Source organism: Ktedonobacteraceae bacterium (assembly GCA_035653615.1).
Lineage (GTDB): Bacteria > Chloroflexota > Ktedonobacteria > Ktedonobacterales > Ktedonobacteraceae > DASRBN01.
This window is the reverse complement of record DASRBN010000010.1, coordinates 1-23924: the sequence shown is the minus strand read 5'-3', so window position 1 is coordinate 23924 and position 23924 is coordinate 1. Positions and strand designations below refer to the sequence as shown.

The window sequence follows — 23924 nt, the reverse complement described above, 5'->3', positions numbered from 1 at the left end:
TGCGCGAGTTCCTCTCGGCCTGCCCGGTAACGGGGGCAACCCGGCACTGTCTACCCAGGTCAACATACCTGCTCAACAGCCAGCTCTGGGGCGAACTTCAACCTGTGACTATACGAAAGGGCTTGCAGCCAGCGACCCTTTCTCTCTGTAGTATGTTCAGCGGCCTACTTTTCCCCATCATTGCTTTTGTTTGCGCAACTGATGTATTGCAGTATAGTATGACAGATTTCGCGGGAAACGTCAAGATTTTTGCTAATACGTCATGTTATCTATCGCGTGTTTAGCCTCAGCCAGGCTGGCTCCCGTTATCTCGCGGTAAAGCTTAATCGCCTCAATTTTCTTGTTCTGTTGGAGCAATACCATTACTTCGGCCAGAGCCGGGTCAACTCGCGGCAGGCTGCCAGCAGCAGCGGCTTCCTTTTGTGCAAGACCGAGTTCGTTGAGGAGAAAATCTACCTTCTGTTCCAGGCGACGAAGACGATTGCGCACTTCAACTTCAAGTTCCAGGTTATCCATATGTTTCATCCTTTTCAAGAGCATGACGCCGAACTCTTCGAAATATGCAAGAGTTTTTACGTGGGCATCATCGCATATAGCTCGGCTGGATGTCAACCAGTCATAGCCGGTTTATAAGTTGCATTGCTGTGAATGTATGATATAAAGGGTATAAGAATGATAGGACATACATCTAGCAACGAAAGGAACGTGTTGCCCATGGCGACTGAATTACGTGTCAAGACTGTTGTGTTGCCAGGGGGCAAAATCGAAATCAGCACACCACAACTTATTCCTGGGCAAGAAGCGACGGTCATCGTTACATGTATGCTTTTTGTAACCAATGATGGCGCCTTCCGCCGTGTTTCCGATTTAACGGTAGCAGTCCTCCGAGAAATACCTTGAGATATTGCCGTTGATACGTAGTAGAAGCAGTGCAAAAGATGAAGCTGGCCTCTGTAAGAAAGAGTATCTGCGATATCTTTTCTCACAAGGGCCAGCTTCATTGTTGAACCTCAAGGCGTATACAATTCTGCCGACGAAAGCGTACTGAAGTTTGTATCTCGTCCTCCCGCGACCAACACCTGCCCATTGTTTAAAAGGGTGGCCGTGTGATAGACACGTGTCGAGTACATGTTATCAGTGGTTTTCCATTTGCCGGTGGCAGGATTGTATAGCTCCGCCGATGCGAGTGCTGAAAACTGGGATGTATTTTGGCCACCAGAAACCAGAACCTGCCCGTTGGATAGCAGTACCATAACATGGTTGGCCCGAGAGGTATGCATGCTGCCGGTCAGACTCCAGGCGCCTGAACCGGGATCGTAAAGCTCTGCGGATGCCAGGAAATGACCGGTAGAATCGTCGCCACCAGCAACAAGTACCTGACCATTGGGTAATAGCAGCATGGTATGACCAATACGAGGGCTATGCATACTGCCGGTCAAGCTCCACGTCCCCTTAGATGGATCATACACTTCCGCTGTAGCCAGGGTCTGGCCATTGTTTGAGCCACCCGCAACCAGCACATCGCCACCGGGCAGTAGCGTTGCCTGATGGAAGTAGCGCGGACTATTCATGCTAGCGGTTAAACTCCAGGTGCCGGTCGAGGGGTTATACAGTTCGGATGACGACTGGATACCGTTATTGTTAATACCGCCAGTGACCAGAACTTCACCGTTATTCAGTAGTGTCGCAGTAAACCTGCAACGAGGAACATTCATACTGCCGGTTGGACTCCACTTGCCGCTAGAGGGGTCATATAACTCGGCAGTTGCCAGGGTACTGCTCAAATCAGAACCACCTGCAACGAGAACATCACCATTTTGCAGCAGCGTCATCGTATGACAGTAACGCGCGTCGTTCATACTGCCTGTACGGCTCCAGGTGCCGGTCGAGGGGTCATATAGCTCGGCGGATGCGAGCGGGCCTCCTGAACTGCCATTTCCCCCCGCAACTAAAACGTTGCCATTGGGCAGAAGAACAGCAGTGTGTTCCTCACGAGCATCGTTCATGCTCCCTGTGAGCTGCCACTTCGTTGGCGGTGGATTATGTCCCGGTGGCGTATAGAGTTCTGCCGAGGCTAACGGTGAAAGATTGCCATCTTCGCCGCCAGCGGCTAACACTTTGCCATCTGACAGTAAAGTGGCAGTAAAGTTCAGGCGTTGAGTACTCATACTCCCGGTAATGAACCATTGCCCCTTGCCTGGGTCATACAATTCGGTAGTCGCGGTATCATACCCTCCGGCGACCAGCACCTGGCCGTTATTCAGCAATGTCGCGGTATGCCCACTGCGCGAGGTATGCATTGGATTCGTCAGGGTCCACTGGTTTTTGGCCGGATCATAGAGTTCTGCCGTATCTGTATCGCCACCAGGGTTGGAGCCGCCTGCAACTAAGACCTGCCCATTGGGTAAGAGTGTGGCCGTGTGACTATCACGCGCGATATTCATACTTGGGCCGACCGTCCAGGTATTTTTTGCCGGGTCATACAGTTCGGTTGATGCCTGAGCTACTCCATTACTATCAGCACCACCTGCAACCAGGACCAGGCCATTGGGTAAAAGGGTCGCCGTCGCGATGGCGCGCGCAAAATTCATGCTGGCCGCCGGACTCCATTTTCCGGTTGAGGGAGTATAAATTTCGGCGGAGTTCAGATAACTTTGGGTCTCGACATCGTATCCTCCGGCGACCAGCACGTTACCATTGGGAAGCAGCGTGGCTGTCGCAACATCGCGAGGAACTTGCATGCTCCCTGTGCGTGTCCATTTGCTGTTCTTGGGATTGTACAACTCGGCTGTATTGGTATATCCCCCGGCAACCAGAACTTTCCCATTCGGCAGCAAAGTCGCGGTATGACCAGCACGTCTATAATGCATACTGCCGGTCAAGCTCCACGTAGCGGTCGATGGATCATATAACTCGGCAGAGCCTAGAGCAGCCTCTGGATGAACTTTGAGCATTTTCAACATTCCCGGTATGCCACCGGTAAAGGATGTTGAAGTACCTCCCGCGACGAGAACGTTTCCATCAGGCAAGAGCGTCGCGGTATGACTTGCTCGCGCAACATTCATGCTGCCGGTCAAACTCCAGGTACCTCCTTTTGCTTTAAAAGGTGTACGTGTCTGAGCCGATGCGACTCCTACCGCCAATGAAAATAATCCTACCAGAAGAATAACCAGGAGAAACGGTTGCCGTACATGTCGAAGCATAAGAGAATCCTTTCTACTGACCGGCCATCACCACGAAATGGAAAGGCACCAAATTGTGTCTTGTCTATAGGAATACGGCAGGATGGAGCAAGGCCTGGCTGGCAAGATTTCTGGCCTCCCCCAGATGTTTTACGAATCGACCTTTGCAATTATACACAATATTCTCTACTTTTTCAAGGGAATTTTCTTGTAGAAGTATAAGGCAGCCATGAGGTTTCACAACTACTCCGGCAACCGGGCGATGATCGGCCAGCCAGCACAGCCGCAGGGGCCGATGAATCGCGCCCACCGCCGATTCATCGGCCTGCCTCGCGGAAAGCAAGGACGTAGCACGCTATCCCTACAGGACGATTGAAATAGTCTGTTGTAGAATACATGAAGAACCATCCTTACCACCGACTTCGTAAGGAGAAGATTCTATTTCACAACAGAAAGGTACGAGACAATATGGACGTAAAAAACAAAGGCGTTGTAGTAACCGGTGGCGCATCCGGCCTGGGCGCGGCCTGCGTGCGACTCCTGACACAATCTGGGGCGAAAGTAGTGATCGCGGACCTCAATAGCGAGACGGGTACGGCGCTGGCAAACGAGCTGGGCGGCTCAACCTTATTTGTGCAGACCAACGTGACTGAAGAGGAATCGATGCAGGCGGCGGTGCGGGCCGCAGTCGAAAAATTTGGCGGCCTGTATGTGCTGATCAACTGCGCGGGCATCGGCATAGCCGAACGAGTGCTGGGCAAGAATGGCCCTGCCAGCCTCGCGTCTTTCACGCGCGTAATCAATATCAACTTGATTGGTACGTTTAATGCGATTCGATTGGCGGCAGCGGCAATGGCGGAGAACACGCCCAACGAGGGTGGCGAGCGCGGCGTGATTATCAATACGGCCTCGGTCGCGGCATTCGACGGTCAGATCGGACAGGCGGCCTATTCAGCATCCAAGGGTGGCATCGTCGGCATGACACTGCCGATAGCACGCGATCTGTCTCGCAACGGTATTCGCGTGATGACCATTGCCCCCGGTATTTTTGATACGCCGCTGCTGGGCAGTCTGCCAGAGCCTGCGCGCATCTCGCTTGGCCAGCAGGTGCCGTTCCCACCGCGCCTGGGCCGTCCCAGCGAATATGCTGCATTGGCAAAGCATATTATTGAGAACGAGATGTTGAATGGGGAGGTGATTCGGCTGGACGGGGCGATACGCATGGCTCCCAGATGAGTTTTTCAAAAAAGCCATAAGAGGAATCCGCTTTCCGCACTTTTACCGTAGACAGCACCGCTCAGATACCCTTTACTAGAGAGGAAGAAGAGAACATCTAGAAAAGGGAGAGCGTATGTCTCGCTGGTTTTATGGTCTGCTGATCTTCGCTGCGCTGGCGGTTGTGCTTGCATTCTTGCATATCGCCGTGCCACCACTACTGTTGTTTGTCATCGCGGGCCTTGGCATCCTGCCGCTGGCGTCCTTGATCGGGCAATCGGTGGAGCAGGTGGCCGAACATACCGGCGAGCGTATCGGCGGACTGCTCTTCGCGACCTTCGGCAATGCGACCGAATTGATCATTGGCCTGCTGGCGCTGAGCGAGGGGCTGGTGGATGTGGTCAGAGCCTCTATCATCGGCTCGATCCTGGGCAATGTGCTGCTAGTACTGGGAGTCGCAACCCTGGTAGGAGGCTTCAAACATGGCCGCCTGCGCTTCGAGGTACGTCCGGCCAGCCAATATGCCTCGCTGCTGGCGCTCTGCCTGGGTGGTCTCTTCCTGCCTGCCGTTGCCGAACTGCTGGCGGCGCACTCAGGTCAAGCGCAAATCATCGAGCGCGGGACGCTGCTTTCCGACTTCATCGCCGTACTTCTCCTGCTGGGCTATCTCGCCTCAATCCTCTTCAGCGTCTTCCGCGTCCGCGATACAGCACAGGAAGAAGAGGGAGAATCCAGCGAACTCGACCCGGTAGTGGGTGCGCGCTCCCAGGCCGCCATTGGACGCCTGCTGGCCTACCGGCATGAGGTGGCAAGCAACTCAAAGCCTCATAAGAGCAGCGTATTGCGTCAGATTGATGCCACCGTCGATATCATTAGAACTCACGAAGCTGGTAAGAGTCCCCAGGTTCCGGCAGCGGCTACATCCACTACCACCCCATCTGATGCAGCGAAGCCAGCTTCCGGCACGAAGGCGACACCGAAGCAGGAGCCGAAACCAAACCTCTGGCGCGCGCTCGGTCTGCTGGTTATCGCCACAGTCGGAGTCGGCATTGTCTCGGATATCCTGGTAGGGACGATTGAACCTTTCACCAAAGTACTCGGCTGGAATCCGGCCTTTGTCGGCCTGGTCTTCCTGCCACTGATCGGCGGCATCCCGGAGTACTTCAACACCATCAACATGGCGCTCGACAAACGCATGGGTATGGTGCTGGCTGCTTCTGCCGGCTCGTCAATCCAGATCGCCCTGCTTGTCGCGCCGATTCTGGTGCTATTTAGCCTGCTGGCCCCACAGCGCCTGGACCTGATCTTCAGCATCGTAGAGATTGGTGCGTTGGGGCTGGCGACTTTCCTCTTCAATGAGATCACCCACGACGGTGAACTGGTCTGGCTGGAAGGTCTGCTACTGGTATTGCTTTACGCGATGCTGGCTGGGACTGTGTTTGTCTTCGGGTCATAAATGCATATACTTTAGCCTCGATGCAACTATTCAAGTCGTGAATTGGCCCCGCTGTTGCTATTCTCAATTTGCACTAGTGGTTCGTGCCTCCACTAATAGTGATGAGAGTTGGCAGGGATATTCAGTTGGAGTCGATCTTCAAAATCCTTCAACGGAAATCTCATCACATGCAGGAGACTTCGGTTCTTCATTGGCTAACTCTCCTTTTGACCCTGGCGCTGCTTGGCATACCTATAGGATTGAGGTCAAAAGGGATACGATTAAGCTTTTGATAGATGGAGGGGTTAAGCTTGCCATAACAGACAACTCGTATGAAGTATTCCCCATCGTCTAGACAATGGGCGGTCGTAAATAAGCCGGACTGCCAGCAGTCGAGAATCTGTGTTGTTACCTCGCGCATTACCTGCTGATATGTCTCGATACGTTTGCGATGTATTGAGGGCAGCAGCAAACGACGCTGCTGCCGGTGTTCAGGCTCGTCGATAAATAGAATCCCTTGCCCTACAATCCAACGGGCACGTGCCCTATCAATAACAGGGCCGACCTGGAAGTTGTCTACAGCATCTATCAGGATATAGCGATTGGCTTCCGCTCCGTGAAGTATCGCGCCATGAAAACCCAGGAACTCGAAACGTACAACTTCACCATAGCGCCGGTAAGTCTCCAGCAGGAAGCGTGGTTGGTTTCGCAGCCAGGGGAAGACGGAGCCGAGCAGCGGAAGTCCAGTGGGGCCCGGTGGCTTGCTCTTCGTCATTGCAGTTATCCTTTCTGCTTGCCCCGTTTCATCTCATATTCGTCGATCATTCTCTACCTGCGATTTCATGGATCTGGAGGTCCTCCTGCACCAGCCCTGCTTAACGAGATTCAATACCACCTATACGTTAGAAAGCAGCGTGCGGATCACTTTGTCTTATTGGGAACGAGAGGAAGCTGACATGTACTGTCCGGCTTCCTCTCATTACCTGTTTCGCAAGGTTATTCACGCCCTAACCTCCATCTACCGCTAAGGCGGAGAGCTATCTTTTAGGTGCAGAATAGGCGACCCGCTCGTCGCAAGATCATAGTGGCCTGGCTACAGTTCTATCATAGCTGGGAAAAGTACATGAAAGCCATGGCGACTATAGTAGAGCAGAAACGGTTCTCCAGGAGGGCTGATATCGAGTAAGGAAAAAAGACCCGCTCGCGTGTCATTCTGAGCGCAGCGAAGAATCTCAGGTGGGAGGGACCGGTTGGTTGCCTCAGATTCTTCGCTGCGCTCAGAATGACATTTCCCGGCCACTTTTTCATGGCAAGATGACAAGCCGTGAGCCAATGCAAGATGCTCTTATTTCCCTGCCAGCCGCGCAACCACCGGAGCAAAATTCTCCATCTGCCCCTGATGAACCTGAAGATAGGAGAATCCGTAGCGCTCCCGTTGCTCCAGCAGTTCCTCCACCGCCTGCTCGATGGTTAGTGGCCTCTTCAGAATCGGTGGCCCTCCTGCTTGAGAAATGGGAGTGTCACTATCGCTGATCTCCTTATCGAAGATCGTTTGGCACAGTTCCAGGTCGGCAAAGCGATTTCCGGCAGCTTCTTTGATCCAGGCAATCTTTTGCTCAAGTGTCGCGTCTGCAGCATCGGTAGCTTGCGTAGTGCCTATACGCTGCGCAAACATTCTTGACCCGATAGCAATGATATTCGCTTCCCGGGCTGCCAGTTTCAGTATGCGTTCTCCTGTCCCTGCTACCAGGATGGGCATATATGGCTTCTGCACAGGCCTGGGATAGCCCCTCATCCCCGTAATCGTGTAGTATTTTCCGCTGAAATTCACGGTCTCTTCCGTAAAAAGCTGTTTCATCAACTGGATCGTTTCTTCAAGATGTCCAATGCGAGTACCCCCGCTGGCAAACGGAATACCCATTTGTTGAAATTCAGTTGGACTGACTCCTGCTCCCAGGCCAAGTTCGAAACGACCCTCGGAAAGCAGGTCCAGCGTGGCAGCCTCCCTGGCTAGTATTACCGGGTGGCGATAATCATTGCAGAATACATAACTGCCAACGCGTAGTAACGAGGTTGCTTCAGCAGCCACAGCCAGTGCAGTGAGCGGGGCAAGCCCTCCCAGCGAGGGACGATCAGGCATGAGCATCGATGAATAACCCAACTGCTCGATCCTGCGGGCAGTTGTAATCCACGCGCTACGCGATGGGGCATTGCTTACGGTTACACCGAAGCGAAATGGTCGGTTCATAAAGTCGTTCTCCTTCCTTTACAAAAACGTTAAAAGCTTCTATTATGTAGCCAGCCTATCCAATCAAATTAGTTGGACAGATCATACAATGAAATTTGGGAGATGTCAAGTCAATTATGAGTCCTCGTCCGTATCGTATGGGGCAGCGGCAGGCCGCTTCTGAACAAACACGAGCTCGTATTCTGGCCGCGGCGCGTGAGTTGCTGCTGGAGAGTGAGGGTTTTTCCGGTTTCAGCATCGATGCCGTAGCGCGCAAGGCGGATGTTGCCCGCATGACCGTCTATCACCAGTTCGGCTCCAAGGTCGGGCTGCTTGAGGCCTTGAGCGATTACCTTGCTATGCAGGGAGGCATGGATCAACTGCCTAATGCCTTTCGTCGTTCCGAACCACTCGAGGCCCTGGATGAATATATTGCCATCTTCGGCCGTTTCTGGAACTCGGACCGGCTCGTAACTCGTCGACTTCGCGCCCTGGCAGCGCTTGACCCGGACTTCGAGCAGGTGGTGCGGGCACGAGACGAGCGGCGAAGGCAGGGTCTTCGTGTCATCGTAGGGCGACTCACGGAAAAATACGGACAACCGGGCGCAGAGGAAGCGGACGAGGTAGTCAATATTCTCTACACCCTTCTGAGCTTCGAAAGCTTCGATACCCTTGCCGGTCCCGAGCGTAGCCTTGAGGAAGTTGCGCCTATCGTGCGGCAACTTGCGTATAAGGCGCTTGATTTGAAAGAAGGATAGTTTGCACCTTGCATTCCCAAAGCTTGCCTGCTATGATTGAAGAGGGAATTTCTATCTCCACGAGAAAGACCTGTAGAGAAAGGGGGGATGCTTTCTACTGATAAGTTGCCACCTGCACTTCCAAAGCCACTTTCAGGCCAGTTTTATTTTCTGGCAGATACAATGGCATTCGTACAAGATTGGCTGAGTTGAACATGTATTGACCACACCATACAACCGCTACCTGACGAGCAGGAGAGATGTATGGGATTATTCAGGCTCGTTCTGAAAGGGGGATTTTCATGAACAGATGGTCAATCTGGGGAACATGTATCGTTCTCCTATCTCTACTCGCTATCGTGCCAACACCTACCGTTAATGCAGCGAAACACTCGTCAACGTCGGCAACCGCCTATCACATCAATACCCAGCATGATGGCTTGCAGACCGACAATCTCACTCCTCCACTCAATCTCAAGTGGACAGCAACACTCGGCGGTACTGCTTACTATCCTCTGATCGCCGAAGGCAAGGTTTTCGTGACGGCAACTACCTCGCAGGGCGAAGGACTTCTTTACGCCTTTGACCTGGCAACCGGTCAAACAGCCTGGGGTCCTATTGATATCGGGTCTTCGGGCAATTTCGCTACCGCAACCTATGATTCCGGTCGTGTCTTTACTTTAAACGGGGCCGGTATTTTGCAAGCTTACGCGGCGAAGAATGGCAAGTTGCTGTGGACGACACAGATTACTAGCCAGTACTCGTTCTCATCTCCGCCTACGGCCCTGCATGGTCTCGTCTATACCGGGGCCGCGGGCAGCGGTGGAACGGTCTATGCCTTCAATGAGAAAAACGGCGCGCAGGTATGGACGCAGTCCGTGGAAAACGGGGACGATAGTTCGCCCGCTGTGGACAAAAATGGCGTCTATGTTTCCTATGCCTGCAACCAGGCCTACGACTTCGCGCCCAAGAGCGGGGCGCTTATCTGGCATTACTCGGGTCCATGCGAAGGCGGCGGCGGGGCAACAACTGCGCTCTACCAAAACCGCCTCTACACGCGCGATTTTGAGGGTGACCTGATTCTTAACGCATCCAATGGCAAGCTTGTTGGCTCATATACTGCCACGCAGCCACCGGCTTTCAGCGGCAAGATGGGCTACTTCCTGAATGGCTCGACGCTGTCCGCGGAGACCCTGAGCAATCATACCGTGCTATGGATTTTTAACGGCGATGGCTCCCTGGTTACCGCACCCATTGTCGATGGTTCATACGTCTATATTGGTTCCTCACAGGGTAACCTCTATGCCTTGAATGCCAGCACCGGAAGCCAGGTATGGTCGACAAAAGTGGGCGCGCCGATGGGGCAGGCAGAATTTGCCAGCCTGGCCGCTGGCGACCAGGTTGTCGCGGTTCCGGCGGGAGATCTACTCGCGGTGTATGGATGAGTGGCTTTTAGCAGGGAAGGTTCGATTCAAGTAAAAGGGAAGCCAGCGTGTAGATTGCTGGCTTCCCTTTTTATGTTTGTTTGCCTTTCGCTTTCTACTCTACGTTATGAATACGCATGTGTATAAGAGTTATCATCCTTCCTGATTGACTCAACTATTTATTATATTCGCTCCAACTCTATGTGATATCATATCTCATACTACAACTGAGATAGCACTGGCCCCTACGCCCCATCATGGACGATGGAGGACTGTTTTCTGACATCTGTGGAGAGAAAGGAGCGCATGGCATGTCCGTAACACAGGTTCAAGGAGGACAAACCACGGAACAGCGCAGAGTATGGGTGGTATTTTCCGGGCTTATGCTGGCGATGTTGATTGCCTCGCTTGACCAGACCGTCGTGGCAACCGCGCTCCCGACAATTGTGAGCGACCTGGGAGGGTTGAACCAGCTATCATGGGTGGTGACAGCCTACCTGCTGGCCTCGACTGTTTCCACGCCGCTATGGGGCAAACTGGGTGATCTTTACGGGCGCAAACGGCTCTTCCAGGCCACGATTGTCATCTTTCTGATCGGTTCCGCCTTATGCGGCATCAGCCAGAATATGACTGAACTGATCATTTTTCGCGCCTTTCAAGGGTTGGGCGGTGGTGGATTGATTGTGCTTGCCCAGGCCATTATCGGCGATATTGTGCCCCCTCGCGAGCGCGGGCGCTACCAGGGCATCTTTGGCGCTGTCTATGGCTTTTCAAGTGTTGCTGGGCCGCTGCTGGGAGGGTTCTTTGTCGATAACCTTACCTGGCGCTGGGTATTCTATATCAACATCCCTATCGGGGCTGCCGCGCTGGTAGTGATTGCCATTGCTTTGCAAGCTTCGGGTCCACATGGGCATCATAAGATTGACTATTTTGGAACGGCATTGCTGGCAGCCGCGGCTACAGCCCTGGTACTGCTCACTACTCTCGGCGGCACTATTTATCCCTGGGAATCCGCGCCAATTTTCATTCTTGCCGGCTGTGCTATAGTCCTTATTATCTCTTTCATCATCGTGGAACAACGCGCTGCCGAACCTGTATTGCCGCTTGAATTGTTCCGCAATCGCGTCTTTATTCTTGCCTGTACGATTGGCTTCGTAGTCGGATTTGCGCTCTTCGGTGCGACGACCTACCTGCCGCTCTTTCTCCAGGTGGTCAATGGTGCGTCGCCTACCGCTTCTGGCCTGCGGATGGTGCCGCTGATGGCGGGAGTGCTAACCACATCGATCATCAGCGGGCAGCTTATCACGCGCTGGGGACGCTATAAGGTCTTTCCAATAGTTGGTACAGCCTTGATGATAGTTGGCCTGTACCTGCTTTCGCTGATGAACGCGCAAACGAGTATTCTCCTGGCCTCACTCTACATGCTTGTACTGGGCTTCGGGCTGGGATTGGTAATGCAGGTGCTGGTGATCGCTGTACAAAACGCTGTCGAATACCGCAATCTGGGCACCGCGACATCCGGCGCGACCTTCTTCCGTTCCATTGGTGGCTCCTTCGGAACGGCCATTTTCGGCGCCATCTTCGCTAACGCGCTTACCTCGAATCTTGCTTCCCTGGCCTCCTCGCTGCCGCCCGGTTTCAATTTAAACAGCGCCGAGAATGCCGCGGCGATCCAGCATTTGCCGGCAGCGCTGCGTGCAGAGTTTGTGCATGCCTACGCCCAATCGCTCTCGCTGGTCTTCCTGGTGGCCGCGCCAATTGCAGCAGTGGCATTCATTCTTACCTGGTTCCTGCCGGAGATACAACTGCGCAAGACAGCCGAGGCGACCGATGTAGGACACACCTTCGCGATGCCGGCAGCGCGCTCTTCGCAAGAGGAGATCGAACTGGCGCTGCATGTGCTGGCCAGCCGTGACAGCAGGGAGCTTATGTATCGACGCCTCGCGGAACGCGCCGGGATTGACCTCGATCCTCTCTCCTGCTGGCTCCTCTTTCGCATTCAGGAGCAGGCTCCAGTCTCCGAGTCGAACCTGGCAGAGCGCGTGCAGGTACCAATAGACAAGCTCTCTCCTGCTATAGAGCAGCTGGAACACAAAGGTCTGGTTGCAGAGACAGCACGGGCAGATGGACAGGCAGGCGGGCAATTACAACTGACATCGTCAGGTCAGCAGGCATTCGATAAATTACATAAAGCCTATCATGATAGCCTTGCCGAGCTGCTTGAGGGCTGGTCCCCAGAACAGGAAGAGGAGCTTGCCATGTTGCTGCATCGTGTAGCCACAAAACTGCTGAGCGCCGATTCTGGAAAAGAGTTGGTCGGCGCATCCCGTTGATCAGTTGCGCTTTCATAGCCTGACACCCTATAATGCGCCTGATAAAAATTCATAACCCGGCTAAAATTTTCTTAGAGAGGCTTTTTTCATGGATGCAGTCATTTTTGATATGGATGGCGTCATTGTAGACAGTGAGATTCATTGGAAAACCACCGAGGGCTTTTTTCTACAATCGCTTGCGCCGGCATGGAATGTCAACGACCAGGATAAGATCATTGGCCTGGCTGTACACGATGTATACAAAATGCTGGTCGATACCTATCAGTTGCAAAAAACAAAGGCAGAATTTTTGGAACTCTACCTGGAAATGGCCAATAAGATTTACGGCCAGAAAGTGTCCCTTATCAAAGGTTTCACAGAATTACTTGCAAGGCTGCATAAGAACAATATTCCGGTCGCCCTGGCCTCATCTTCTCCAAGAACCTGGATAGATATTGTGCTGCAAAGGTTTCACCTGCGGGAATCCTTCAAAGTAGTGGTCAGCGCCGATGAACTGAATGGCGAGGGAAAGCCATCTCCGGCAATCTACCTGCTCACAGCCAGGCAATTGGGTATCAGACCCGAGAGGTGCATCGCTATTGAAGACTCAAAAAACGGGGTTCTCTCAGCTAAAAATGCCGGGATGTTCTGCATCGGCTTCCGCAATGGATTCAATGATGAACAAGATTTGTCGCGGGCAGATAAGGTTATTTACGGATTTGATGAGGTGGACTGGGAAATGCTAAAGCAGATATTTGGTATAGAGTAATCTCGGTGAGGTATTATGCCGCTTTATAGGTGCGTACATCGACTTGCACACCTGCCCGTGCCGCCTCACGTGCAATCCTTAATAACTCGCCCATAATCTCTTTGCTGAGATACTCCTCGCCACAGGTGGTACATACCTCCGCCGGTACATCACGAAAGACAACAGTCGTATTCTCAGGCGTCGAAGTAACGGTAGCCAATCCTGGTTCGGTTTCGCCTTGTCCACAAAAAACGCATTGCATTTACTTTTTCCTCCTGGTGCGTAAATCTGGCTCCCATTTCTTCGGATCCGGTATATACGACGTAATTATAATTGCTCGCTTCGTTGCTTCTATCCTGGCAACTACCACTTGTAAGTTGCCTTTACTATAGCATAGGACTATCTCTCTTTCAAGAAACGCAGCCACTTGATTCGTTCTTTTGATAGTTCGAGTAAGGAGTAGAACAATAAAGAAAGCAAGGGCGCCTATTAGACACCCCCTCGCTCTACATGCTATACTCCATACAGACCCATAACAGCATTTTTACGTATGGAGATGTAAGTACATGACCACAAGTGAACGTACTCCTCAAGAATCCTCTGAGTTGAAAGGCACGCACGAAAAAATTTTAGAGCTGCGCCGTTTGAAAGAGCAGGCTATGCTCGGCGGTGGCAAGAAACGCATCGAAGCACAGCACCAGAAAGGGAAGCTCACCGCGCGCGAGCGGCTTGACCTCTTACTTGATCCAGGCACGTTCAATGAACTGGATATGTTCGTCACGCATCGCTCCACGGACTTTGGGCTGGACGAGCAGAAAATTCTGGGCGATGGCGTCGTCACAGGCTATGGACAGATCGATGGTCGCCTGGTCTATGTCTTCTCGCAGGATTTCACCGTCTTCGGCGGCTCGCTTTCCGAGGCACATGCCGAAAAGATCTGCAAGATCATGGATATGGCGATGAAAAATGGCGCCCCGGTGATTGGTTTGAACGACTCCGGCGGCGCTCGCATCCAGGAAGGTGTCGTCAGTCTGGGCGCGTATGCCGATATTTTCTTGCGCAACACCCTGGCCTCCGGCGTCGTGCCCCAGATTTCGGCCATTATGGGACCCTGCGCGGGCGGCGCGGTCTACTCGCCCGCCATCACCGACTTTATTTTTATGGTCGAGCAGACTAGCTATATGTTTGTGACCGGCCCGAACGTGCTGAAAACGGTCACGCACGAGGATGTGACCTTCGAGGAGCTGGGCGGCGCGATGGTTCACAACAGCACCAGCGGGGTCGCTCATTTCTCGTGTCCCACCGAGCCTGATTGCATCCGCCTGATTCGCCAGCTGATGAGCTACATTCCCTCGAACAACCTGGAAGACCCGCCGCGCATCGTTCCCATCGACTCGCCCACGCGCGCCGAGGAAGCGTTGGACAGCATCATCCCCGACAATCCGAACAAGCCCTATGATATAAAGACCGTCATTCGCCATATCGTCGATGATGGCGATTTCTTCGAGGTGCAGGAGTATTTTGCCACCAATATTGTGATTGGCTTCGCGCGTTTGAATGGTCGCTCTATTGGCATCGTGGCGCAGCAGCCCGGTTCGCTTGCGGGCGTGCTGGATATCAATTCGTCGGATAAGGCGGCACGTTTTGTGCGCTTCTGCGACTGCTTCAACATTCCCATCATCACCTTCGTGGATGTGCCGGGATTCCTACCGGGCGTGAGCCAGGAACATAACGGCATCATCCGGCACGGCGCGAAGTTGCTCTACGCCTATTGTGAGGCGACCGTGCCAAAGATCACGGTGATTACGCGCAAGGCCTACGGTGGCGCCTATGATGTGATGAACAGCAAGCACGTGCGCGGCGACATCAACTATGCGTGGCCCACAGCGGAAATCGCCGTCATGGGCGCGGAAGGTGCGGTCAACATTCTGTTTAAGGATGAGATTGACCAGGCCGAGGACCCCGAACAGCGCCGCAAGGAACTGATCGCCGAGTATACCGAGAAGTTCAACAATCCCTACATCGCCGCCAGCCGGGGCTACATCGACGAGGTGATCGAGCCACGCTATACGCGCACAAAGCTGATTACAGCCCTGGAAATGCTGAAAAACAAACGGGATTCGAATCCACCAAAGAAACACGGAAATATTCCGTTGTAATGCGGAGAAATACATGGAAGAACTTTCAATACGCGAGGTCACACGCGAAAATTGGCGTGCCGCGTTGCACCTCGCTGTTCATCCCGAACAACAACGCTTCATCGCGGATTACGTTCCGATTGCCGTCATTGCGCTGGCAAAAGCGTACATCCGTCCAGGCGGGCTGCTATGGGTGCCTTATGCGATTTATAAGGGAGCAGAGATGATCGGTTTCATGGAACTGGCTTATGAACCAGGAAGCCAGGAGAACTACTGGCTATTCCACTTCTTTATCGATTACCGCTATCAGGGACAGAGTTATGGAAAGAAAGGGTTAGAGGTATTCCTTCAATTTCTGGGAGAACATCATCCCCAATGCCGGTCTCTTCAACTCACCGTGCATCCAGAAAATCACGTGGCACAACATCTCTATACCGAGGCAGGATTTAAATCAACAGGCGAGTTGCTGGATAACGAACCAGTTTACAGGCTGGCACTAAGCTCGATAGACACATCTCGCTCGGATTTTCAGGATGCTCTGGCGGCATATCATGCCATTGAACCCTCTTATCGAGAGGCAAATCGTCGCCTGGCCGAATAAGTAAGAGATATTAAGATGGTTTTTCTATCAACTCCAGCAACACTCCATTCGCCGCTTTGGGATGAATAAAGATAGCTCGTCCCTCGGCGGCGATGCGTGGTTGCTTATCCAGCACCGGCGAGCCCTTTTCCTGCATCTCGGCCAGAGCCGCGTCGATATTCTCCACCTCCAGGCAGATATGGTGCAGGCCCTCTCCACGCTTGTCCAGGAACTTTGATAGGCTGGAGTCGGCTGTGGTCGGCTCGATCAATTCGATCTCGCTGCCGCCGGGACCGCCCATTGGAAGAAATGCGATGCGCACCTGCTCCGTCGGCACCTCTTTGATCTCGCTGGGGATAATACCCAGCGTATCACGGTAAAAGACGAGCGCCTGTTCGATGTTGCGCACGATGATGGCAACATGATCAATGCGTTTGGGCATCGCAAACCTCCTCTTGAATGATGAACTCAGGGCGGTGCAAGCACCCCACCCCATATCCCCACAACTCCCGCCCCTACTGTTTGCAGGACTGGAGATGAAAATCGGTCTGGCGCAATGTGTGCGGAATGGTTGCGAAGAGACCTACACCCAGCCGAATGGAGTTGGTCAGGGTATCCATCGCCATCAACGCGCCGATGCGCGTCTCCTCGCTGTAGTTCAGTGTTTCGGCAAATTCCTCAAATTCGGCCTGGGTCAACACCTCATATGATAAATCCGGCTGCACCAGCATGCGCAGGTCGAGGTCAACGTAGGAAAGTCTGTCTAGCTCAATGGTGGCAGGCTGGATAATGAAAACATAGGTATGCACTAATGTGCGCCCATCATACATGGCACTGAATGTATACCAGCGCCTGGGCCAGTAAAACTGCACACAATTGTAGCGCAGTGGACGCGTCGCGGTCGACCAGTTCATGAGGGTTCCAGCAGGCAGCCAGAGCCGCAGGCAATCACTTGCCGCCTCCGCCACCGGCTCATTACTGAGTTGCGTTTTTGCGTCCAGCTGATACCCTCGCCACGTGCCACGCAGCATCTGGTCATAACTTCGACTCTCCACCTGAAAATCTAGTCGCATATACACTCCCTTCCGTTCGTCCCCATAGTACGCGAATTTACCGTTCACGTCAAGCGGTAAAAACCAGTATCCCACACGTAATTACGTTCTGTTGTACAATAAATATGCACAGAAAAAGTTGTTCAGATCACGCTAAATTAGACGAGAAATATACCTATGCGCTGTCCAAACTGTCATACACTCAATCCGCCTAATGCGAAGTTTTGCCTGGAATGCGGCAATCGCCTGGTGGTCTGCCCTAACTGTGGCACCGTGAACCTGCCGGTAGCAAAATTTTGTATCGAATGCGGGACACCTCTTGCTGCACAAGGCGCAAGCGCTGCTCCTCCACCGGCACGTCTTGCAAACGAGAGCAGCGATGGAGCACTCGATACTACAACGGGGGAAACACAGGAAATGACAACCGTTTCTGCCGCTGAAAACCAGGCGATGCTATGGGAGACCACAAGAGATAAACCTTATAGCGATGGCAACAGGGGCAGGCTGCCGCTGCCGGAAGAAAGGCGCGTCGTCACCATCATGTTCGCCGATATCATTGGTTCAACACCACTGGCAGACCATCTCGACCCCGAAGATATGCGAGCGATCCTGGCAGGCTACTTCAATCTGATGGCAGAGCAGATCCGGCGCCACGGTGGTACCATCGAGAAATATATCGGCGATGCAGTCGTAGCGGTATTTGGTGCTCCCATCGCGCATGAAGATGATCCTGACCGTGCCATACGAGCCGCTTTAGACATGCAGGCCGCCCTCGCCAGGTTCAACCAGCGAAGGCAGGCACAGGACCCGGAAGCGACGCGTTTGCAGATGCGCATTGGCATCAACACGGGCGAGGTCGCGGCTCCAGGAGCGCAATTCAGCCGGCAAGATTTTCTCATCACGGGTGATGCTGTGAACGTTGCCGCTCGCCTGCAGCAGGTTGCCAGCCCCGATACCATCCTGGTGGGAGAGCGCACATATTTCTCGACACGCAACGTCTTCGAGTTTCGTCCAATCGCTCCCCTGCATCTCAAGGGCAAGTCGGAACCTATTCGCGCGTGGGTAGTAGAGGGCCTGCGTACAGGTACACCGGCCATTACCCAGCACCCACGCGGCATCGAGGGCCTACAAGCACCGCTCGTAGGACGCCAGCTGGAACTGACACTGATGCACGCGACCTACGCGCGTGTGCAGGCCGAAAAACACCCGCATTTGATTACCCTGCTGGGCGCGCCGGGCATAGGCAAATCGCGCCTGGTACGCGAATTTATCGCCCGCGAGCAGGAGGCGGCCAAATCAGCTTCAAACGCCGGCCGGCCTGTCGCTCCCCGCATCCTCGAGGGGCACTGCCCGCCCTATGGCGAGGGTATTACCTACTGGCCGCTGGTTGAAATCCTGCGCTCCTTGCTGAATGCGCGCGATGGCGAAACCCGCGAAGACCTGGAGAATCGCTTCGTGGAATTTGTGCGCGATACACTGGCGCAGGCAAAGCGCAACGAAGATATCGAGCGGGTAACCAATGCGCTTGTGCGCAGTATCGGCAGTGGTCTGACGGGCGATCCCGCTCAACTCGGTTTTATCGACAGGCGCGAGATTCAGCGCAGCACACATAGCAAAAGTACCGAGCAGGGAGGGCCACAGGCAGCACTGCTGCGTGCCTGGCGCGTCTTGCTTGAGGCAGTAGCCCAGCAGCAGCCACTTATTCTCATCATCGATGACCTTCAGTGGGCGGATGAGGCCCTGCTCGACCTGCTCGAATACCTGGCGGACCGCATCACCGACCAGCCAGTGCTTTTTATCTGTCCTGCTCGCCCAGACTTTCTCGAGCGCAAACGCGACTGGGGGGGTGGCCGCCGCAATTTCACCACTATCGTTCTCGAGGCGCTTACCAAAGAGGAAAGCGAAGAACTGATCACGGGCCTGCTGGGCACGCACGAACTGCCCGAAGTCCTTTATTACACAATTCAGAACCGCGCGGAGGGAAATCCTTTCTTCGTGGAAGAAATCGTGCGCATGCTGATCGATCAGGGCGTGCTGGTCAATGATCACGGCTGCTGGCATGTGAGCGAGGAGAACGTCGCTACGCTGAGCGAGCTATCCAGCCCGGCTATCCCGCCCGATGACACACTGATTGATTCGCATTATGTATTGCCCCTGCCCCGCGTTGTGCCGGATACCATCCAGGGGGTGCTGGCGGCGCGCATCGACCTGCTCAGCCAGGTGGAAAAACAGGTACTCCAATACGCGGCAATCATCGGCCGTACCTTCTGGCTATCGGGCATTCTTGAACTCGCCCAGGACCTCGACTCCGGTACTATTCTCAAGATACTGGATGTGCTTTCACAACGCGACTTTATCGTGGAAACCGAGAAACATGTGCGTACTCCGGTCGAACATGACCGCGTGTTCATCTTCAAGCACGTCCTGATCCGCGACGTGGTTTACAACAACATTCCACGCCTGCGCCGCTCACAAAAACACGCGCAACTCGCGCTCTGGCTGGAAGAAAAGGCCGCCGGTAACACCGACGCTTTCGCGGAATTACTGGCTTATCACTACAGGCAGGCGCTGGTAAACTGGTCGGCCAGTATACTGGCCAGTTCCGCCGGTTCAAGCGAGATCAACAATGAGATTCAGGAGGATAGAAGAGCGCCGGTACGATTGACACGTCAGGAACTGAGCAAGCGCTCAATCCAGTATCTGACGCTAGCAGGAGACCAGGCTTTTCACGGCTATTACACGATCCGCGCAATTCAGGCATATGCTGAGGCGCTGGATTTATTGATCGCCCTCAACGCCGATAAGCTCTCCATCGCGAACATGCATAAGAAACTCGGCGATGCCTACGCCCAGCGTGCCAATGCAGATGAAGCATGGCATGAGTACGGACACGCGCTGGAACTCATGAAGGAGGCCGAGGAGGTTAACCAGGATGACCTGCTGTGCCTGTATCGCAGTATGGCAGAATTATCGACCCGCTGGCTGGGATGGTTCAACACGCGCCTCGATATGCAGGTAGTACGCTCGTATATCGATGCTGGCCTGAAATTGCTGGAGGGGAAACCACCCGGCGGCGACCTGGCCGATTTCTTGACCTACCAGGCAATGTGGTATGTGCGGCAGATCAAGTACGCCAGCCCGGATAAACGAGCAGAGCTGGCGGAAAAAGCCTTGAGTAGCGGGCAGGAGGCGCTGCGTATTGCCGAGGAAGCGAACGATACCAATTCGCTGTGGGTCACGCTGGATGCGCTGGGATTCATCTACGAAAGGCAACATAAGTACCTGGAACAACATGCCGTACAACATCGCCGCGAGGAACTGGCGCCTCTCATTAGCTGGCGCGAGGAACTGTATGACCTGTACACCTCGCTTGGTTGGGCGCACGAGTATATCAGTGATTATCCGGCTGCCGCGGAGTGGTTTGGTCAGGCCTGGCGTATCGCACAGACCATGGAAAGTCCCTCGCTGCTGCTGCTCAGCCTGATTGGTCGCATGTATGTGTGGTACGAATGGAATCGCTGGGACGAGGTGCGCGAGGTCGCTCACAACATCCTGCGTGTGACCGAACAATACCAGCAGGACGAACACTGGCAGCTGGATGCGCTGGAGACGCTGGCCGACCTTGCCTATCGCACAGGAGATCAGGAGGAAAGTGACCGCCTGCTGCGCCAATACAAGCGCCTGGCCGAGCAGCGCGGTATCCAACCCAAACTCTCGCGAAGTATCTATCTCGCCCGCGAAGAATGGACACGCGCGACCTCAGACTTCAAGGAGGCCTTGCAGCAAACCGAACCATTCCCCTCGCCGGCAGTTGTGGCTATCCTATCCGAACTTTATGTTATTACCGGTGAAAGCGTGGAAGCCCAGCAGGCTATGTGCGAACGCGCTCTATCACTGACGGAGCAATCAGGGTCGCGCAAGTTTCATGCTGTCGCCCTACGCGCCCGTGGTCGCATGCACCTGGAACAAGCTCATTGGGAAGATGCCGAGCGTGACCTGCAGGAAGCCCTCAAGCAGTTCGAAATACTCGATACTCCATTGGAACGGGGGCAGACGCTCTACTGTCTCGGCCTCTTCTACCGCGGCCACGCTGATGTTGTCAACCGCGACAATCCGGTCACACGCGAAGCCGATATAGGCCGCGCCCACCTCTACTTCGAGCAAGCTCTGGGCTTCTTCGAGTCCCTCAAAGCGGTCACACTGGCAGAGCGGGCACGCACAGCCCTGATGCAGGATAGTAAGGCACCGGTGTGATTTGACGACATCAACGCTGTTGTCCGGCAGTGGGATGTCCTCTATCACACCTTTCAGGAAACGGACATTCTCAACTCCTGTGAAAGACCCTTTCCTTTTATCCTCTGTTCTATCCTGTAACAGACATGGTAACACGCTCAATTGCACCTGAATAGTCGGAACTTTTGCTAAAAGGACGCACCTTTTCTCTTTTTTAATTTTTATGTCAATTAGAGGATGGTTGGCAATTCCCGTTCTGTTGTCAAAATCATGACCTGTATCCTTCACTTCTACTATGCGAGCAGCAAGGCACACTGTTAGCGATTGATTGTAGTATACCCTTATGGAGACGGGGATTGTGGGAAAAGGACGCAGAACGTGAGCCTACCTCATTCTCCCATCTCCCACAACGAAGCCATGCTCCACAACTGCGTCGAGTCCCATACCCCTCCCATCCCTGGTGGCAGGACGGAGATATGCACCTGGGCAAGGTTGGCTTTGGCGGCGGTCAGGCGCGTGTGCATATTGTTCAGGGCCAGTTTTGGGGTGTTGTTGGTGCGGCTGAGGTGGGAGAGCCAGAGCCAGCGCACGCCGTCACCGCGCCAGGTGCGCAAGACCGCGTCTGCTGCCTGGTCGTTAGAGAGATGGCCAGTAGGACTGAGAATACGCTGTTTCAGGGAATAGGGATAGGGGCCGCGCAGCAGTTTTTCGCGGTCGTGATTGGATTCGATGACGAGCAGGTCGGCCTGGCTCATGGCCTCGAGCATGGTCGCGGTCACTTCGCCGCTGTCGATAGCCACGCACACACGACAACCGCCGGCGCTCAGCAGGTAACCACACGGCGCTACGGCATCATGCGAGACCGGAAAAGAGATAACCTCGATGTCGCCAATCATAGTGCGCGAGCCGACCGCGAACGGCTGGGATGATTGTGAGATAATAGGACGGTCAGAGCCATTTTGTACCACATCGAGGCGACCGTTCGTATGATTATCCGATAGAGATTCACGGTTATCATTCGCGATCATATATGCTATGGGCAGCTCTTGCAATTGCCCTGTTGATGGCTGCTCGTCTCGCGCCAGTGTTGCGATACTGGTGGATTGGTCGGCATCTATAGTTATGTAGCCGCTGGCAAAAATTCTCTCTACTGCCTCTATCGTGAGAGGATCGGCAATTACCGGTACGCCATAGCGTTTTACCAGCGTTGGCAGACCCAGTATATGATCGGTATGCTCGTGCGTGAGCAAAATACCTTGCAGTTGGGCCGGAGAAGTACCGGCGATCCGCAGGCGCTCAATCAAGGTTCTGCCATTGAATCCTGCATCTACCAGGATTTTCGTGCGACCCTTTGGCCCCGCTTCGATCAGTAATGCGTTGCCACTGCTCCCACTGCCCAATGATATAACTCGCATAGTTAATAATGTCCCCGCAGCTTTACCGGTGAAATAACAGATGTTCCGCGTTCCCGCCTAATATCATCTTGACTGCTCCGGCGTCCAGGCCGGATTGTTCAATATGAGTGATAATTCGCCGCTGGCGTAAAAGGCCGTAATCGCTGGCAAATAGAATTCGTTCCGCGCCAACCAGGTCTGCCACTACCGGAAAAATACGCTGCTGGTAGAGGTAGACGGTGGCAGCAGTATCATACCATACATTGGCTGTGACGCGCTGTATCTCCGGCATGAGCGTGTAAAATGGTAGACCTCCGCCCCAGTGCGCAGCTATAAAACGCACATCGGGAAAGGCGGTGAGGAAGGTAACGATATCATGCAACGATACATCGCCCTTGCCAGGGTAGAGATGCCCTACCGGCTCGCTACAGTGTGACAGCACCAGCAATTGATGGTGGCGCACAACTTCCATTACCGGCATCAGCAGTTGAATATCGCTCAGCTTATAACCCTGGCCGTGAGGCATTAATTCGCCCAGCCCGATCATCCCGGCCCTGGCGCAGCGATCCAATTCCAGGGCTGCCCGCGCTCCAACTGTTGGCTGAAGTACTGCCATACCATAAATTCGTCCCGGATAGCGCTTCATGGCCTCGATGACATAGCTGTTCGTCTCCTCGATCAGCCCCGCATCGGTCCAGCCGAATGAGAATGTGACGGCCGCATCTACCCCGGCATCATCCATTTCGACGACCAGGTCCTCCACGGTCGCCAGCTCTGTACGAGGATTCGCGTATAGTTGCTTAAACCAGGGATCGCGCGCGCAATATTGCTCCCGGTGATCGCGGACATCCGATGGAAATATGTGCGTATGAAAATCGATTAGCATTTGGAGCACTCCCTGGAACCATTAAGAACCTTCACGCTCATGATTTGCTGTCAATAATTGTAACATAGAGCTTGTAGATTCTGGTTATCCAAAAATAAAAAAGAGCGCTGGATTACGCGCTCTTCAAAAACCACCAAAGACATTATTACCTCAATTTTGCCGAGACCAGGCAAGAGATGAGCAGAGGCTCGCGAAGCATGAAGTTTTGACTCATACTCCTTGTGAAAGCTACTTTTTCTAGTACGGTTCCCTCCGATGCTGATATCACAGATCACCACACTTGAGGGAAACAAGCCGTACGATCATTAGGGCCGCTCCGCTGCGCCGGTTGCCCGGCTCACACGCGCGGTCTATCCACCAG

General features: G+C 53.8%; 20 protein-coding genes. 11 read left to right on the top strand and 9 right to left on the bottom strand.

Translation table 11 applies throughout. The annotated features are described in order from the left end of the window. Nucleotides 1–252: 252 nt before the first annotated feature. The gene (locus tag VFA09_05845; GenBank protein ID HZU66780.1) at nt 253–516 is read right to left on the bottom strand and encodes a ribosomal protein L7/L12; all 264 of its coding nucleotides are present in this window, start codon (nt 514–516) and stop codon (nt 253–255) included. A gap of 198 nt (nt 517–714) precedes the next feature. Between VFA09_05845 and VFA09_05840 the strand changes: the two genes are divergently transcribed. Further along, a complete protein-coding gene (locus tag VFA09_05840) occupies nt 715–900 on the top strand; it encodes a hypothetical protein (protein HZU66779.1) in 186 nt (61 codons plus the stop codon). Between the two features lie 110 nt (nt 901–1010). Here the strand turns inward: VFA09_05840 and VFA09_05835 are convergent, their stop codons facing one another. Further along, nucleotides 1011–3203, bottom strand: a complete 2193-nt coding sequence (locus VFA09_05835) for a kelch repeat-containing protein (protein ID HZU66778.1) — start codon at nt 3201–3203, stop codon at nt 1011–1013. 208 nt (nt 3204–3411) lie between these two features. Here VFA09_05835 and VFA09_05830 point away from each other — a divergent pair, with 208 nt between their 5' ends. From VFA09_05830 to VFA09_05820, 3 genes are all read left to right on the top strand, one after another. Further along, nucleotides 3412–3558, top strand: coding sequence for a hypothetical protein (locus tag VFA09_05830; GenBank protein ID HZU66777.1), 147 nt, complete (start codon nt 3412–3414; stop codon nt 3556–3558). A 92-nt stretch (nt 3559–3650) separates the two neighbouring features. Then, nucleotides 3651–4418, top strand: a complete 768-nt coding sequence (locus tag VFA09_05825) for a 3-hydroxyacyl-CoA dehydrogenase (GenBank protein ID HZU66776.1) — start codon at nt 3651–3653, stop codon at nt 4416–4418. Between the two features lie 115 nt (nt 4419–4533). Beyond that, nucleotides 4534–5853 (top strand): hypothetical protein, encoded by a 1320-nt coding sequence (locus VFA09_05820; protein HZU66775.1) that lies wholly within the window; start codon nt 4534–4536, stop codon nt 5851–5853. Nucleotides 5854–6040: 187 nt separating this feature from the next. Here the strand turns inward: VFA09_05820 and VFA09_05815 are convergent, their stop codons facing one another. Then, nucleotides 6041–6607 (bottom strand): cytochrome P450, encoded by a 567-nt coding sequence (locus VFA09_05815; GenBank protein ID HZU66774.1) that lies wholly within the window; start codon nt 6605–6607, stop codon nt 6041–6043. Nucleotides 6608–7177: 570 nt separating this feature from the next. Beyond that, complete coding sequence (locus tag VFA09_05810; protein HZU66773.1) at nt 7178–8080, bottom strand: TIGR03621 family F420-dependent LLM class oxidoreductase; 903 nt, start codon at nt 8078–8080, stop codon at nt 7178–7180. A gap of 116 nt (nt 8081–8196) precedes the next feature. On the opposite strand from VFA09_05810, the gene VFA09_05805 reads away from it, so the two are divergent. The 4 genes from VFA09_05805 to VFA09_05790 all read left to right on the top strand — a co-directional run bounded on the left by VFA09_05805 (nt 8197) and on the right by VFA09_05790 (nt 13301). Further along, a complete protein-coding gene (locus tag VFA09_05805) occupies nt 8197–8817 on the top strand; it encodes a helix-turn-helix domain-containing protein (protein HZU66772.1) in 621 nt (206 codons plus the stop codon). Between the two features lie 281 nt (nt 8818–9098). After that, complete coding sequence (locus tag VFA09_05800; protein HZU66771.1) at nt 9099–10241, top strand: PQQ-binding-like beta-propeller repeat protein; 1143 nt, start codon at nt 9099–9101, stop codon at nt 10239–10241. A 290-nt stretch (nt 10242–10531) separates the two neighbouring features. Beyond that, entirely contained in the window at nt 10532–12553 is a 2022-nt protein-coding gene (locus VFA09_05795; GenBank protein HZU66770.1) for an MFS transporter, read from the top strand. 88 nt (nt 12554–12641) lie between these two features. Further along, entirely contained in the window at nt 12642–13301 is a 660-nt protein-coding gene (locus VFA09_05790; GenBank protein ID HZU66769.1) for an HAD-IA family hydrolase, read from the top strand. 13 nt (nt 13302–13314) lie between these two features. On the opposite strand, the gene VFA09_05785 is transcribed toward VFA09_05790, so the two are convergent. Then, the gene (locus tag VFA09_05785) at nt 13315–13542 is read right to left on the bottom strand and encodes a type II toxin-antitoxin system MqsA family antitoxin (GenBank protein HZU66768.1); all 228 of its coding nucleotides are present in this window, start codon (nt 13540–13542) and stop codon (nt 13315–13317) included. 304 nt (nt 13543–13846) lie between these two features. On the opposite strand from VFA09_05785, the gene VFA09_05780 reads away from it, so the two are divergent. Both VFA09_05780 and VFA09_05775 read left to right on the top strand, forming a co-directional pair. After that, nucleotides 13847–15439, top strand: a complete 1593-nt coding sequence (locus VFA09_05780; GenBank protein HZU66767.1) for an acyl-CoA carboxylase subunit beta — start codon at nt 13847–13849, stop codon at nt 15437–15439. Nucleotides 15440–15452: 13 nt separating this feature from the next. Beyond that, nucleotides 15453–16019, top strand: a complete 567-nt coding sequence (locus VFA09_05775) for a GNAT family N-acetyltransferase (protein ID HZU66766.1) — start codon at nt 15453–15455, stop codon at nt 16017–16019. A 10-nt stretch (nt 16020–16029) separates the two neighbouring features. Here the strand turns inward: VFA09_05775 and mce are convergent, their stop codons facing one another. Next, on the bottom strand, nt 16030–16440 hold the full coding sequence (gene mce / locus VFA09_05770) for a methylmalonyl-CoA epimerase (protein ID HZU66765.1): 411 nt from the start codon (nt 16438–16440) through the stop codon (nt 16030–16032). A 73-nt stretch (nt 16441–16513) separates the two neighbouring features. Further along, nucleotides 16514–17071 carry a DUF402 domain-containing protein gene (locus VFA09_05765; GenBank protein ID HZU66764.1) on the bottom strand — a complete coding sequence of 186 codons (558 nt, stop codon included), beginning with the start codon at nt 17069–17071 and terminating at the stop codon, nt 16514–16516. Nucleotides 17072–17227: 156 nt separating this feature from the next. Between VFA09_05765 and VFA09_05760 the strand changes: the two genes are divergently transcribed. Continuing rightward, nucleotides 17228–21304, top strand: a complete 4077-nt coding sequence (locus tag VFA09_05760; GenBank protein ID HZU66763.1) for an adenylate/guanylate cyclase domain-containing protein — start codon at nt 17228–17230, stop codon at nt 21302–21304. 368 nt (nt 21305–21672) lie between these two features. On the opposite strand, the gene VFA09_05755 is transcribed toward VFA09_05760, so the two are convergent. Together VFA09_05755 and VFA09_05750 are read right to left on the bottom strand one after the other, a co-directional pair. Next, nucleotides 21673–22698 (bottom strand): MBL fold metallo-hydrolase, encoded by a 1026-nt coding sequence (locus VFA09_05755; GenBank protein ID HZU66762.1) that lies wholly within the window; start codon nt 22696–22698, stop codon nt 21673–21675. Between the two features lie 22 nt (nt 22699–22720). Continuing rightward, on the bottom strand, nt 22721–23563 hold the full coding sequence (locus VFA09_05750; protein HZU66761.1) for an amidohydrolase family protein: 843 nt from the start codon (nt 23561–23563) through the stop codon (nt 22721–22723). Between the last annotated feature and the right edge of the window lie 361 nt (nt 23564–23924).